At 42.7% G+C, this 14319-nt stretch carries 13 protein-coding genes and 2 pseudogenes; 7 read left to right on the top strand and 8 right to left on the bottom strand.

Annotated elements, in window-relative coordinates:
* Positions 1-134, bottom strand: a pseudogene (locus ACK5MF_RS10665) (IS110 family transposase); the annotation flags it as partial.
* A gap of 276 nt (positions 135-410) precedes the next feature.
* Between ACK5MF_RS10665 and ACK5MF_RS10660 the strand changes: the two are divergent.
* The 6 genes and pseudogenes from ACK5MF_RS10660 (at position 411) to ACK5MF_RS10635 (ending at position 6160) form a co-directional block, all read left to right on the top strand.
* A pseudogene (locus ACK5MF_RS10660) lies at positions 411-1693 on the top strand (extracellular solute-binding protein).
* Positions 1694-1759: 66 nt separating this feature from the next.
* On the top strand, positions 1760-2641 hold the full coding sequence (locus ACK5MF_RS10655; protein WP_416922018.1) for an ABC transporter permease subunit: 882 nt from the start codon (positions 1760-1762) through the stop codon (positions 2639-2641).
* 9 nt (positions 2642-2650) lie between these two features.
* Positions 2651-3493, top strand: coding sequence for a sn-glycerol-3-phosphate ABC transporter permease UgpE (gene ugpE, locus ACK5MF_RS10650; RefSeq protein ID WP_416922016.1), 843 nt, complete (start codon positions 2651-2653; stop codon positions 3491-3493).
* Between the two features lie 7 nt (positions 3494-3500).
* Positions 3501-4649 carry a sn-glycerol-3-phosphate ABC transporter ATP-binding protein UgpC gene (gene ugpC, locus ACK5MF_RS10645; RefSeq protein WP_416922025.1) on the top strand — a complete coding sequence of 383 codons (1149 nt, stop codon included), beginning with the start codon at positions 3501-3503 and terminating at the stop codon, positions 4647-4649.
* An 8-nt stretch (positions 4650-4657) separates the two neighbouring features.
* Positions 4658-5416: a DeoR/GlpR family DNA-binding transcription regulator gene (locus tag ACK5MF_RS10640; protein WP_416922014.1), complete on the top strand. Its 759-nt coding sequence runs from the start codon at positions 4658-4660 to the stop codon at positions 5414-5416.
* A gap of 36 nt (positions 5417-5452) precedes the next feature.
* Positions 5453-6160, top strand: a complete 708-nt coding sequence (locus tag ACK5MF_RS10635) for a glycerophosphodiester phosphodiesterase family protein (RefSeq protein WP_416922012.1) — start codon at positions 5453-5455, stop codon at positions 6158-6160.
* A gap of 188 nt (positions 6161-6348) precedes the next feature.
* Here ACK5MF_RS10635 and ACK5MF_RS10630 read toward each other — a convergent pair whose 3' ends face one another.
* Both ACK5MF_RS10630 and ACK5MF_RS10625 read right to left on the bottom strand, forming a co-directional pair.
* Positions 6349-6819: a YhcH/YjgK/YiaL family protein gene (locus ACK5MF_RS10630; protein ID WP_416922010.1), complete on the bottom strand. Its 471-nt coding sequence runs from the start codon at positions 6817-6819 to the stop codon at positions 6349-6351.
* Between the two features lie 238 nt (positions 6820-7057).
* Complete coding sequence (locus tag ACK5MF_RS10625) at positions 7058-7528, bottom strand: Dps family protein (RefSeq protein WP_416922008.1); 471 nt, start codon at positions 7526-7528, stop codon at positions 7058-7060.
* A gap of 239 nt (positions 7529-7767) precedes the next feature.
* On the opposite strand from ACK5MF_RS10625, the gene ACK5MF_RS10620 reads away from it, so the two are divergent.
* On the top strand, positions 7768-8874 hold the full coding sequence (locus ACK5MF_RS10620) for a M20/M25/M40 family metallo-hydrolase (protein WP_416922006.1): 1107 nt from the start codon (positions 7768-7770) through the stop codon (positions 8872-8874).
* A 30-nt stretch (positions 8875-8904) separates the two neighbouring features.
* On the opposite strand, the gene ACK5MF_RS10615 is transcribed toward ACK5MF_RS10620, so the two are convergent.
* The 5 genes from ACK5MF_RS10615 to ACK5MF_RS10595 all read right to left on the bottom strand — a co-directional run bounded on the left by ACK5MF_RS10615 (position 8905) and on the right by ACK5MF_RS10595 (position 14167).
* The gene (locus tag ACK5MF_RS10615) at positions 8905-10371 is read right to left on the bottom strand and encodes a bifunctional NUDIX hydrolase/phosphatase PAP2 family protein (protein ID WP_416922004.1); all 1467 of its coding nucleotides are present in this window, start codon (positions 10369-10371) and stop codon (positions 8905-8907) included.
* Positions 10372-10400: 29 nt separating this feature from the next.
* Positions 10401-10883, bottom strand: a complete 483-nt coding sequence (locus tag ACK5MF_RS10610) for a GNAT family N-acetyltransferase (RefSeq protein WP_416922002.1) — start codon at positions 10881-10883, stop codon at positions 10401-10403.
* Positions 10884-11084: 201 nt separating this feature from the next.
* Positions 11085-12608, bottom strand: coding sequence for a DHA2 family efflux MFS transporter permease subunit (locus tag ACK5MF_RS10605; protein ID WP_416922000.1), 1524 nt, complete (start codon positions 12606-12608; stop codon positions 11085-11087).
* Between the two features lie 13 nt (positions 12609-12621).
* Positions 12622-13692, bottom strand: a complete 1071-nt coding sequence (locus tag ACK5MF_RS10600) for an HlyD family secretion protein (protein WP_416921998.1) — start codon at positions 13690-13692, stop codon at positions 12622-12624.
* Between the two features lie 19 nt (positions 13693-13711).
* A complete protein-coding gene (locus ACK5MF_RS10595) occupies positions 13712-14167 on the bottom strand; it encodes a MarR family winged helix-turn-helix transcriptional regulator (protein WP_416921996.1) in 456 nt (151 codons plus the stop codon).
* Positions 14168-14319: the final 152 nt, after the last annotated feature.

Genomic DNA, 14319 nt, shown 5'->3' with positions numbered 1-14319 from the left:
TCTTTATTGGAAAAGTAGTTAACTAATTGATTTCTAGTTAGCTTGGCTTTTTTTAGTATGCGACCAGACGAATTTTTCTCTACAACATGAAAAATAGATTTGGCTGTATCTAAACCGACTGTTACGCTTGTCATAGGATCCTCTCTTACTGTTATTGGTTGTCTTTTCATCAATCAATATGGCTCATTTGAAGCCGATTAGGTAGAGAGGGTCCATTCCATTATTCTGGAAAACTTTCTGACCTGTAGATTTAGCGACATTGACTGTTTAATGTGATTTAACTCACTTGATCCATGAATCTTTAACCTCATTGACATTTTTCGTCCACCGAAGTGAAACATTTCTTCGCCACCATAGCATCAAACGAAACACACACAGTATCGTTCGAAACTGAATAAGGAATAAACTCAATGAATAAGCTATGGGTAGCAGGATTACTTTCAGCATCTGTTTCAGGAACTTCTTTTGCAGCAACTGAAATTACGTGGTGGCACGCAATGGGTGGACAATTGGGCGAAACGGTCAACAAAATCGCTTTGGACTTTAACGCTTCACAGACTGAATACAAAATCACGCCAGTATTTAAAGGTTCGTATACCGAAACGCTTACTGCGGGTATAGCAGCATTTCGCGCCAACCAATCTCCTAATATTTTGCAAGTTGCTGATGTCGGCTCAGCCACCATTATCAATGCGCCAGGTGTAGCTAAGCCTGTAGAAGATATTATGATCGAATCAGGTTATCCCTTTACCGCAAAAGATTATATTGCCGGAGTACGTAATTTCTACGCAGATAGCAAAGGCAAAATGATCGGGATGCCATTTAATAGCTCAACTCCCGTGCTTTATTACAACAAAGATATGTTAAAAGAGGTTGGAGTTGAGCCACCTAAAACTTATGAAGAGATGGAAACGGTAGCGAAGAAACTAAAAGATGCAGGACATATCGGCTTCTCTCAGTCTCTAACACCGTGGATTATGTTTGAAAACTTCAAATCTCGTCATAACTTACAATTAGCTGATAAACACAATGGATTCGATGGCCCTGCAACCACTATTTATTTTAACAGTGATGATATGCAGATGCATTTTACAAAAATGAAGCAGTGGTCAGATGCAGGTTACTACAAGTATTACGGCAGCGACTGGGATGCAAACCAAACTCCATTCGAACGTCAAGAAGTTGCTATGTGGATGGGGTCATCAGGTTCATTTGGCGGTCTTCGTAATCGCGTTAAATTCCAACATACTTACCTTATTGGAAATCAATTAACGCAGAAGCAGGACGCACTTTCATCGGTGGTGCCGCGTTATTTGCATTAAATGGTCACTCCCGTGATGAAGAAAAAGCCGTTGCAGCATTCTTTAGTTACTTAACACAGCCTGAAACGCAAATGTTTTGGCATAAGACAACAGGCTATGTCCCAGTCACTGAAGCGGCTTACCAGTTAACGAAAGAATCCGGTTATTACAAAGATTCACCTGATGCAGAAGTCGGCGTCAAACAGCTTAGTTTACCTGGTGGCGAATGGACGCGTGGTTATCGACTCGGCTATTACACGCAGATTCAAGAAATCATGCACCGTGAGTTTGACAACATTTTCTCAGGTCGTTCAACGGTTCAGGCAAGTCTGAACAAAGTTGAAGTCGAAAGCGATAAGCTACTGGATCGTTTTGCTCGCACAGTGAAATAACTCTATTCTTGCCCACTGGACATAGGTTCAGTGGGCATTTTCTTTTACTCTATTGGACAACAGCTTGTGGAACGCCGACAACAATTTTTTCACTCTCCCATGCCCTACTTTTTGCTTGCTCCGCAAATCGCCATTATTGCCATTTTCTTCGTTTATCCTGCAGCAAAAGCATTCTATCTCTCTTTCATGCTAGAAGACCCTTGGGGTATGTCTTCAACGTTTGTCTGGTTCGAAAATTACCAGATCCTTTTTCAATCTAGCGACTATTTGGAATCTCTTGGATTCACACTTGTTTTCTCAGTGCTTGTCTCATTTCTCTCGTTAGCTATTGCGCTTTTATTGGCAGTAAAAGCGGATAATGTCATTCACGGTCAGAGTGCATACAAAGTCACTCTCACTTGGGTGTATGCTGTAGCGCCAGCGATTGCTGGAATTATTGGTGGCTTCCTATTTAACCCCCACATAGGTGTGCTTACTGGCTTGTTAGAAAATTTAGGCTGGAAATTTAGCGTTCAAACAAACCCACTAGATGCCACCATAGCTTTGATTCTGGTATCAGTCTGGAAACAGGTTGCGGTCAATTTTGTCTATTTTCTCGCCGGTCTCCAATCCATATCTTATGCCGTGAAAGAAGCGGCGACACTAGATTGTGTCAGTGACAGCAAGCGTTTCTGGACGATAACTTTCCCTCTTCTTGCACCGACTGGATTTTTCTTGTTGGTCATTAACCTGACTTACGCTTTTTTCGACACTTTCGGTGTGATTGACACTCTCACCAGTGGCGGACCTGGCGGATCGACAACGTCACTGGTTTACAAAGTGTATCGCGATGGATTTGTTGGCGCCGATTTGGGCGGCAGCTCGGCTCAGTCAGTGATTTTATTGCTGTTGGTATTAGCATTGACCTTCATACAGTTTCGTTTTGTCGAAAAACGTGTGCATTACTAAGGAGGTAGTATGAAAAGTAATTCTCTTTCCGATCATTTGATATTGATTGTTGGCGCCCTTTTTATGTTGGTGCCCCTATGGTTGATATTCGCCAGTTCAACCCATGAGCCAAATTTGTTAGTCAGCCAAGGTTTACAGTGGGACATCGGCAATAACTTATCGGCGGTATACAGTGAAGCATGGAACAAAAGCTTGGGTTTTACCGGCGATGTTACCGCGCAAACCATGATCTTTAATTCCGTGATCATGGGGCTGGGATTTGCCATCGGCAAAATCATCATTTCAATGATGGCCGCTTATGCGTTAGTTTACTTCCGTTTACCTTATGCAAGCGCTTGGTTCTGGCTGATTTTCGTCACTTTACTACTGCCGCTTGAAGTTAGAATTATCCCCTCTTATGAAGTCGTTTCGAGTTTGGGGATGCTCAATAGCTATTCCGGTTTAATTCTGCCTTTGATTGCGTCGGCTACAGCGACTTTCTTCTTTCGTCAGTTTTTCAAAACGATTCCAGATGAGTTACTCGAAGCTGCGCAATTAGATAACGCTGGCCCAATTCGCTTCTTTATCGACATTTTGTTTCCGCTATCCAAAACCATGATGACAGCCATTTTCATCATTATGTTTGTTGTCGGTTGGAACCAGTATTTATGGCCAATCATGATGACCACAAATGAGCAGTACAACACCATCGTAATGGGTATCAAGCAAATACTGAATAACATCAATGAGGCCAATAGCCCACGATACGACTATGCCTTCGCCATGGTCATTCTCGCGATGTTACCACCTGTTTTAGTGGTGGTGATATTTCAACGTTGGTTCGTTAAAGGATTAATCGAAAGTGAAAAATAATAATTCAATGCATCTCGTACACAGCTCGGCGAGCATTAAGCAGGACAACGTCATGTTAGATATCAAACAACTCGTTAAAACCTATGAAAACGGTCATCAAGCAGTAAAAGGCGTGGATTTGTCTATCGATAAAGGCGAATTTCTGGTACTTGTCGGCCCTTCTGGTTGCGGAAAATCTTCGATCCTGCGATCTATTGCAGGTTTAGAAACTATCACCAGCGGCGAAATACATTTAGCTGGTCGCCGTGTTGATACAGAAAAGCCAGCCAAACGCGACATCGCTATGGTGTTTCAGAACTATGCACTCTATCCGCACATGAGTGTGTACAACAATCTGGCCTACGGATTGAAAAATCGTGGCGTTGATAAAAACACCATTGAACAAAAAATAGATAAAGTCGCTAAAACACTCAAAATCGAGGAATATCTGCAGCGTAAACCAGCAAAACTATCCGGAGGTCAACGTCAACGTGTTGCGATGGGTCGCGCGATCGTTCGCGATCCTCAGTTATTTTTGTTTGATGAACCACTATCGAACCTCGATGCTGCTTTGCGCGCGCATATGCGATTAGAAATTAAAAAGCTACAACGAGAACTCGGTGTTACTAGTGTTTACGTTACTCATGATCAAGTAGAAGCGATGACGCTGGCAGACCGCATTGTGGTGTTGAAGTCAGGTGAAATTGAACAAGTAGGAACGCCGGCAGAGGTTTACCACAAACCAGCGAGTACTTTTGTAGCAAGTTTTATAGGTAGTCCTGCGATGAACTTTATGCCAGCGACACTCCTAGATGGTCAACTGCAAGTCGCGGGTAAACAATTCTTCTTACCAGAATATGATGGTTTGAGTGTCGAAAACATGACGCTTGGTGTGCGTCCGGAGCACGCAGAGATCAGCAGCGTAAACTCATATAATGATTCCATTTCTCTAGAGTTATCGATACATGTCGTTGAGCCTCTGGGGCCAAACCAATTGGTGCATGGAAGCTTAACCGGCATCAGTAACGATGATAGTTTTATCGCTGTCACACCAGAAATGCATCTTGAACACAATCAACCTTTAAGTGTTTCTGTGTCACGCAGCAATCTTCACCTTTTCGATCAACAGGGGAAACGCTTGTGCCCTATTTCATTGGCTAAACGAGCAATCGCCTAAGGATTGATGTGAGTTTATCTACCCGACAAAAACAGATACTGGAGTACCTGCAACACGCTCATGGCGTACTGTCCAGTGATCTGCTGTCACACCGTTTTGCCGTATCTGTTCAAACGATTCGTAAAGATATGAATGAGCTCAGCGATAAAGGTATGGTGCGCCGAGTTCATGGCGGAATTACCTTACCAAACCCTAATGACAACTTGTCATTCACCAATCGAGAGCTGATTAATCTTTCCGCAAAGCAAAAAATTGCCCAACGAGTAGTTGCGGAGTTACCCGAAGGAACCAGTATCTTTCTTGGCATTGGTACCACACCCAAATACGTTGCTCAGGCATTACTCGATCATCCAGGCTTAACCGTGGTGACAAACAATATCAATGCAGCGTTAACGTTAAGCCGTAATCCCAATATAGCAATCTATCTTGCTGGTGGTGCTGTACGTCCTTCAGATGAAGATACCGTAGGAGAAACCACGACTCGTTTTTACAGACAGTTCAATATTAAAGTCGGTATTTTTGGTGTCGGTGGTTTCAATTCGAAAGGTCAACTGCTTGATTTTACGCCGGAAGAGTCTAACTTAACTCGTGCCATTATTGAGCATAGTCAGCAATGTTGGTTAGTTGCAGACAAAAGCAAGTTTGGGCGCTATGCTCCCGTGGTCAGTGGCAAACTGTCGGAAATAGCTAAGTTATTTGCCGATGAAGCCATAACTGAATTTGCGACCCTATGCCAAACACACCAAGTTGAATTGGTGGTTGCATAAAGTCTTGCTGCTCTCTTTTTCAACAAAGGAATTTGTATGTCTCTGATCGTTGTCGGTCACAGAGGTGTTGCAGGCACCTATCCGGAAAATACTCGTGTCAGTGTTCAAGCTGCCATCAATATGGGTTTATCTTGGGTTGAAGTCGATATTCAGCCAACAAAAGACAATGTTCTTATCGTTTGTCACGATCACACCATAAATCGTTGCAGCAATGGTAAAGGTCGAATCGATGCTTATACACTCGATGAACTGAAAGCATTTGATTTTGGTTCTTGGCTGTCACCACAGTTTAATGGTGAAAGTATTATGACCTTAGATGAACTGCTTGAACTTGCTCAAGAGTATCAGCTTGGTCTGAATCTTGAAGTTAAAGTCGATAAGCATGATGTGACCAGCGTAGTTTCACAACTGAAACAGCAGTTGGATCTCCACCCTATCGGCAAAGAACAGATTGTTCTTTCTAGTTTTAGCCATGACATCATTCGCGAACTTCACCATTACTGTACAGGCTACAAACTGGGCGTGCTAAGTGAACGTTTATCCCAAAAAGATAAAGTACTGCTGGATGAGGTAAATGCCTTCAGTTGCAATCTAAACTACAAGTGGATAACAGAAAAACATATCCAGTATTTACGTGAGCATCAATACCAGATCTGGTGTTACACAGTAAATGAAGCTGAGCGTTTTCCTCACTTAGATAAGGTCGATGCTATCTTCTCTGACTGGCCAAGCCGATTTATCTAAAGCTTTGTCGTAGCAGAACGATAATCTCGCTGAAATCAAGTAGGGTGAGGCGTTACCGCCTCATCCCTCTCACAGAACCGTACGTACGGACCTCGTATACGGCTCATGCATACTTCCATTCAGCATAATTGCTGAACACCTCCCCTGTTCTTTATCGAATATTCGTTATAGCTTAAGCAAACTATAGCTTAAGAAAACAATGCTTTATCTACTTTGATGATCGCTTTACGAACAGGCATTGGTTTATCATCAACAGCAACCAATGGACGGTGTGGCTGGCCTGGGTAGAACACGATGAACTCACCCGCAGTGAGTTTAGCGAAATGTTCTACTTCCATTTGTTCACTGAACGCCAAATCTTTCTCAGCTAACATATCTTCGTCTAAACCTTTGTATGGTTCTAGGCTGTAACCGAATGATTCATTACCTTCTAGAAGAATCTGCACATCTAAGTAACGGCTGTGACACTCTGATTTACGCTGCGCTAAAAGCTGAGTATGGTCATCCACCAACATAAAGAATGCATTTGCGCCATCAATCTCGTGGCGGCCATTTTCAAGTGGCGTCTCTAACCGATTTAATACTAAAGCAATAATTTTCTTAAGTTCTGGAGCCAGAAAGCCAGCTAACTCAAGCTGTGACGTTTTACCTACAAACACGACAATGATCCTATACAAGTGTAACAACTGTGCACAGTTTACCTTTGTCCGAAAAGATAAAATGTGACGATTAAAACGTTGTTTTAATAAAAACAAATTTAAATGACAATAAATGAGACTATCCTGATATAAGTCAATCTATTCTTACAAGGCGACTGTATGGGTATCTAAACAAACGCAAAACGCCAATCCGTAGATTGGCGATGGCGAATTTTGTAAGTGTGTTTTGCGACTTAATTTAATTAAGCCATGCATTAAGCATCCAAATCAGCTTTTCTTGATCGCGGATATAATCACTCATCAAGGCTGCACTGCCTTCATCGCCCACTTCTGAAGCATAACCAAGCACTTTACGCTGCTGGCTAATCAGTGAGCTAAAACCTTCGACAACGCCTTTCATGGTGCTTTCGCCGTCAGTGGCATTAGTATGTTCTTTTATTTCTGAACGTTGCAGATACTGACTAAAACTATGAACTGGTTGTACGTCCAGAGTCAGGATACGCTCTGCGATTTCGTCGATTTTTAGTTGCAAATCAGTATAAATTTCTTCAAATTTTGCGTGCAATTCAAAGAACTCTTTGCCTTTGATATTCCAGTGGTAACCGCGGGTGTTCATATAAAACACCTGATAATTAGCCAACAAGTTGTTCAATGCTTCAGCTAACTGTAGGCTTTGTTGTTTATCGAGACCAATTAGATTCTTTTTCATAACATCACCTCTTACTGTTGATATTCTTCGTTTCGTTGAGCAAATAATATTCGCTAGCGTTAGCAAATAGAAATCGTATAAAAGTATTAATTTGATAGAGGAAAACTATCAAAATAGGTTGAAATAATTTTCTTTCTATTTGTTCTGTCGCCACTTTTCGCACTTTCCTTGATTTATCTCAGGGTCAATCATTGCAGCGGAAGGCATGGTACATCTCTGTTTCCCAAAGAGATAATCTTATGCCTGTAATCAATAATCAGCGTCTCATTGAACATTTCCTAGAACTCATCCAAATCGATAGTGAATCCGGTAATGAAAAGCAAATTGCCGATGTTCTATCTCTACAACTAGAAAAGCTAGGCTTTAAAGTCCACAAGCTTCCTGTTGCCGAGAATATTTCAAACGGCTATAACATCTACGCCCGTCTACAGGGTTCTCTTGCAGGCAGCACAGTATTCTCATGTCATATGGATACAGTAAGCCCTGGTAAGTCAATTCAACCCGTCATTGAAGATGGAATTATTCGTTCTGCTGGTAACACCATTCTCGGTGGAGATGACAAATCAGGCATTGCAGCAATTCTAGAAGCCATAAAAACATTGCAAGAGGAAAAGACAGAGCATCAGACTATCGAAATCGCCTTCACCGTACACGAAGAAGGCGGTTTGATGGGTTCAAAACACTTTGATATGAACTACATAAAATCGGACAAAGCGATTGTTCTAGATACTGGCGGTCCGATTGGCACCATAATTACCGCGGCGCCCGGCCAACAAAAACTCAAAGTAACCATTCACGGTAAACCAGCACACGCGGGGCTTGCACCAGAAGAAGGCATCAGTGCGATTTCTGTCGCCGCAGATGCCATTACGCAAATGAAGCTATTGCGTATTGATGAAGAAACCACCGCGAACATCGGTATGGTAAACGGCGGTTTGGCAACAAACATCGTAATGCCTGAACTTACCATCGTTGCTGAAGCGCGTTCTCTCAACAACGAAAAACTGACAGCTCAGGTAAAACATATGGTTGATACCTTTGAAGCGGTCGCAGAGAAACACGGCGCAACGGTAGAAATTGATTCTCAGCGTTCTTACAACGCCTTTGTTATGGATGATAGTCACCCACACATCGCAGCTATCAAACAAGTGTTCGAAGCTATGGATATTGAACCTAGAACCAAAAGCACGGGTGGCGGTAGTGATGCCAATAACTTCAATGAAAAAGGTTTAACAACCGTTAACCTTTCTACGGGCATGTCGAAAGTGCACACAACAGAAGAGTTCATCGCGGTTGCGGATCTCATCAAGATCAGTGAGTTTATTAAAGCGTATCTAAGCCGATAAAGTACCAAATGCGCTAAGCCAGAGCCCAGTTTAACTGGGCTTTTCTACCTCTGATGATGCTGTCAGTTTTATCATTGCAATAAACACAACAATCAATGTTGGGTAGCGTAGGAGCTCGGCCAGTAAAGATTCCATACCACTCGAAGAAACCATTGTCGCGACATAGGAGATACTGATATAGACAGCCGACAATACCACAGTAAACAGCACGCTGTGAAAGAAAGACAAATGATCCCGCTGGTTTTTTAACGTCCTGGTAATCATTGCCATCACAACGAGAACCACTAACCACGCTAAAAAGACGGGAAGCTGCCAGTAATAAGTGAACGTTGCCGCAACGATACTGATTCCCCACCATACACGTCGAGACCCCATAATAGTTCTTGCTTTCTCTGTACGTTTGATATCGAAGCGAACGATATTCCAGGTAATTAATGACCCAAGGAGTGTACCCGCTGCCATATCGACAATAAAAGCATTGCCTGAATAAAACTTAGATAACGTTAACCAGATAGCTGAAACAGCATAGGCAGCCACAAACCATCGGCCACCCAATCTGCCTCTTTCCGTGATAAGTAAAATACCAATGCTAATCCAGACCGCAATCGGCAAGGACGGAAATCCGTAACCATAACTAGCAATAAGCTGCAAAGACGGGAAATACACATGAGGTCGAGGGAGAGCGAACCCTTGCTGGGCAAACAAACACAGTAAAGAAGTAATACTGATAGCAAAACTGACTTTGTAGCAAACCGATTTACCGCAACGCCAGTAGAGCAGAGGAAACAGAATAATACCGCAAATCGGTGACGCCAACAGATTGCCACTAAACAGAAAATTATGCACTAAGCCACGCCACTGCTGTGGCAATTTATTCACCCACAGTTGGAATGCTTGTATCCATTTCAGCTCTATTTGATGAAATACCGGAGCTGCTTGAGCCAAGTCCGCAACTATTTTCACCGGTTGATTGGTTGCAAGTTGAAACATATCGACTGTCGATGACCACTCATCTGGATATCGATATTTGTCGGCATCAACATATAGCGGATCAATCAAGGTTGCACTGGAAACCTCAACCCCATAATCCGGCGCGAACCATATTGGCAGGTCATGTCCCCCGAGACGATTCTGATGCTGATACACAAGGATTTCTGAAGCACTGACACAATCAAAGAAGATAGCTTTATCCGTGTGCCCTAATTCTTTTCCTACGGTAACGACAATACCGGTTTCTTCCCAAGTTTCTCTTTGCGCAGCCAATTTTGCTGGTTCTCCGGGCTTGATAGTACCGCCCGGAATTGAAAGCTGCTTGGTGATAACTTCATTAATCAGAACTATTTTATCGTCCGCTTTGATGATACACAACGCTCCTTTATAGGGAGATTCCGCTTTATTCGAGATGACACTTTGCCCCTGCTCTTGGGCGTATACCGGTAGCAGGTGAAAACTAAGCCAGAAAATACTAAATATTGCTATCAGCCAACGTTGTAACACAAAACTTACTCAACCTTTTTATTCTGCAATTAGCGTTTCTTAATCGATTTTCTTAACCATGAAATATGAGGTTCAAACCCCGAATTTCCGTAGAAGTAATGTGCATTTTTGTTAAATGCCCAAACTTCAACAAATACTTGTTCAACACCATAATCGATAAATGTGTTTTCAAGCTTTTTATAGAGCAAAGTCGCAGTGCCTTGCTTACGGTATTCAGGTAAGACATACAGTTCATCAATACTACCCATGGGTACAGGCTTGCTGACTGTCGAAACCAACTCACAAAAGTGTCCGGTAATAAAACCGATGATAGTGTGCTGCTCTTTCGCAACGTAAACCAGGCACTCTGGCGTATCAAGATAACGGGCAATGCTTTTTTCCTGCTCAATATCTTCCGCTGTTTTAAAATGCTCCGGACAGGCGATATGGTGCTCGTCGTGTAGTTCATACATCAGATCATTGAGCTGTTGCAAATCTTCTGCGCAGGCAGGAGCAATCAAAATATGAGACATGTTTCTATGCCGTAAAAAATAATCTTGCGACGATTTTATAAGATAATGTGGCAAAGAACACTGACTAAAGCGGAATATTTCAGTATTACAAACAGTTAGTTTTGGCAAACTTTAACAACAGCATTCATTCTCAACAAAGTTCAGCCGAAAAAAAACGTCCATGCAGGACGTTTTTCTAATAAGACATCGTCTAATAAAGGGCTATTTACTTGCGCCAGGTCTTCGCAGTAATACCAACAAAGGCAAGGTAAAGATGCATACGTACATCATCAGTCTAAAATCTTGCAGGTAGGCAAAAATAGCCGCTTGATTGGTCACCACGTTATCTAAACTGACCAATCCCACTGTGGTTGAAAGATCATACACGCCTTTCTGAACCGCATCCTGCAAGGCAGTATTAAAATGATTAATATGCTCAGCATAGACAGCATGATTGATTTGAACATGGTGCGATAAGTAGGTAGTAACTAAAGAGATACCGATACTACTGCCTATGTTTCTTACCAAGCTATACAACGCTGTACCTTCATTACGATAACGCGGCGCCAGTGTTGAGAACGTTAGTGTTGATAGAGGAACAAACACTAACCCCAAACCGAGTCCTTGCACAATACCTGTCCAGATAATTTCCCAGCGAGTAATGTCTACAGAGAACTTCGTCATCTGCCAAAGAGAGAGGATCATCAGCAATAAACCCATGCTCACTAAGTAACGCAGATCCATTTTGCCTGCTAATCGCCCTACTATCATCATACCTGTCATCGTGCCGAAGCCACGCGGTGTTAGTAGCAAACCGACATCAAGTACTGGGTAGCCCATGTAGTTTTGCAAGAATGGCGGCAATAACGCCATAGTGGCAAGCAATATCACCCCGATCATAAATCCAAACAACAAACCAACTACATAGTTGCGGTCTTTAAACATCATAGGATCGAGAAAGGGTGCTTTATGAGTAAACATGTGTACTGCAAACATATAGAACGCGATAACAGCCATTGACGCTTCGATGACCACTTCCAGACTTGAGAACCAGTTCAGTGATTCCCCCCTATCCAGAAACATCTGCAAGCTACCGATTGCAATACCTAGCAGAGCAAAACCAAACAAGTCAAAGCGTCGGTCAGGATCAATTTTGGTTTCTTTCACATAGGCAGCAATACCCATCCACGCCATGATGCCAAACGGCACGTTGATATAAAAAACCCAACGCCAGTTGTAATATTCAGTGAGCCAACCACCTAATGATGGACCAAGAATCGGCCCGACCATAACACCTACCCCCCACATTGCCATGGCTGAGCCGTGTTGTTCAGTGGGATAGGTATCCAATAGGACTGACTGAGACAGAGGAACTAAGCTTGCACCAAATATGCCCTGCAATAAGCGAAACAGGATGATCTGCTCTAGAGACTGAGCTGCACCACACAATACAGAAGCAAAAGTAAATCCTACTACTGAATACAGAAACAAACGTTTACGACCAATTCGTGCCGCCACAAAACCTGTCATTGGCATAGCGATAGCAGAGGCAACAATATAGGAAGTCAGAACCCAGGAGATCTGATCCTGGGTCGCACTCATAGTCCCTTTCATATGCGGCAAAGCTACGTTTGCAATCGTGGTATCTAATGCTTGCATAATGGTTGCAAGCATTACCGATAACGTGATGAAAGCTCTTTTGCTTGACGGATCTTCTTTCGGCACGGCTTCGACGTGATTATTCATCGTCTAACTCCGCTTACAGAGACAAGTGACGCTGATGATGCGTGTCGACAGTCACTACTGCACTCAAACCCGCACGAAGTTTAGGCGCACCTTCTTCTTGCTCTAAACGAATGCGGATAGGTAAACGTTGTGCAATCTTGACCCAGTTACCCGTTGCGTTTTGGGCTGGTATAACGGAGAACTCAGCACCCGTTGCAGGGCTTAAGCTTTCAACTGTACCTTTCCAGGTAAAGCCCGGAGCATAGTCCACTTTTACTTCAACATTCTGACCGGTTTTCACGTGAGTTAATTCCGTTTCGGTAAAGTTAGCTTCAACCCAAATATCCGAATCCGACACCAACATCAGCGCTAAACTTCCCGGTGAAATGTACTGACCTTTCTCAACGACTTTAGTTACTACACCGTCAGCAGGCGAATAAAGGTTTACATGTGCAAGATCATTTTCCGCTTTGTCTAATGCCGCTACCGCTGCACGATATTTAGGGTGAAGTTCAATTGGTGCATTTACATCACCGCCCAGACTCTCTTCAACCTGCTTTAAACCTTTTTTAAGCGCATTCACTTCAAGCTCAACCAGAAGCGTATTTTGCCGAGCTGAGTCATATTGAGATTGAGAAGTGTACTTTTTCTTCAACAGATCAAGTTGACGCTTTTCTTCTTTCTTCAGGTAATCGAACTGACTTTTAGATACTTCAATATTGGCCAGTTTGCTTTGATATTCTGCTTTGAGCGTTGTTAATGTGGTCTTTACATCGTTTAAATTAGCATGTGCTTGCTCTACCGCAATTTGATAAGACGTAGGGTCAATTTGAAGCAGCAAGTCCCCTGCTTTCACTAACTGGTTCTCTTCCACTGGCACATCAACAATGCGGCCAGATACTTCAGAAGTGATCGACGTTTTATCCGCTTTCACATAAGCGTTCTCTGTTTCAACGTATCGACCACCGTGTAGATAGATGGCGACACCGCCAGCCACTGCAAGTAAAGGGACAATAAAGAGCATGACGACGCGCTTGGTTTTACGGCGTGATTTAGGCGCTAATGTTGAAACCGATTTTTCTTGCTCTGGTTTGGTATTAGACATACAAGGTGTTTCCTGACAATTAAGACTTTGGTTTGTTATCGCTAGTCGGTTTGAGATCACTAGTGAGATTGCTATGTATATGTTGCAGCATGCTAATAAACTGCTCCTTTTCTTGTTCCGATATACCACTCAACGCTTCTGCCCAGATGCCATTCGCAACACTCTTTACTTTGTTAAGTTGTTCATCTGCCGCGGGTAACAAATAGATAAGATGAGCGCGTCGATCCGTTGGATCGGGACGTCTTTCTACAAATCCCTCTTCAACCAGAGAATCGATCACTCGCACTAACGTCATTGGCTTAATATCCAACATTTCAGCTAAATCCACCTGCTTTACTCCCTGCCGACAAGCTATGTGTGACAGAGCTTTAGCCTGAGCAAGAGTCAAACATGTGGAACTTGATTTAGATTCGTAACGTTTACGAACTAAACGCGTTACGTCCCATAGCAGATACCCTATCGACGGAGTGGTCATAACATTACCTATGTTGGATGTTTTTGAGATTTATAAGATGGCATATGTAACAAGTTATTACATATAGTAAGCATTACTTATTATATGTAAAGACAATAAATTCATAAAACTTATACTTATTGCATTAACCTAATGTTTTTCAATGGGTTTGA

It is taken from the genome of Vibrio sp., assembly GCF_047973365.1.
Classification (GTDB): Bacteria; Pseudomonadota; Gammaproteobacteria; order Enterobacterales; family Vibrionaceae; genus Vibrio.
Note: the sequence above shows the minus strand (reverse complement) of the source record. Positions and strands in the feature narration are given on the sequence as shown.

Excerpts from the sequence above, each read along its gene's own strand:
- ugpE (WP_416922016.1), top strand. The coding sequence starts at position 2,651 with ATGAAAAGTAATTCTCTTTCCGATCATTTGATATTGATTGTTGGCGCC.
- ugpC (WP_416922025.1), top strand. The coding sequence starts at position 3,501 with ATGCATCTCGTACACAGCTCGGCGAGCATTAAGCAGGACAACGTCATG.
- ACK5MF_RS10635 (WP_416922012.1), top strand. The coding sequence starts at position 5,453 with ATGTCTCTGATCGTTGTCGGTCACAGAGGTGTTGCAGGCACCTATCCG.
- ACK5MF_RS10625 (WP_416922008.1), bottom strand. The coding sequence starts at position 7,528 with ATGAAAAAGAATCTAATTGGTCTCGATAAACAACAAAGCCTACAGTTA.
- ACK5MF_RS10620 (WP_416922006.1), top strand. The coding sequence starts at position 7,768 with ATGCCTGTAATCAATAATCAGCGTCTCATTGAACATTTCCTAGAACTC.
- ACK5MF_RS10610 (WP_416922002.1), bottom strand. The coding sequence starts at position 10,883 with ATGTCTCATATTTTGATTGCTCCTGCCTGCGCAGAAGATTTGCAACAG.
- ACK5MF_RS10605 (WP_416922000.1), bottom strand. The coding sequence starts at position 12,608 with ATGAATAATCACGTCGAAGCCGTGCCGAAAGAAGATCCGTCAAGCAAA.
- ACK5MF_RS10600 (WP_416921998.1), bottom strand. The coding sequence starts at position 13,692 with ATGTCTAATACCAAACCAGAGCAAGAAAAATCGGTTTCAACATTAGCG.
- ACK5MF_RS10595 (WP_416921996.1), bottom strand. The coding sequence starts at position 14,167 with ATGACCACTCCGTCGATAGGGTATCTGCTATGGGACGTAACGCGTTTA.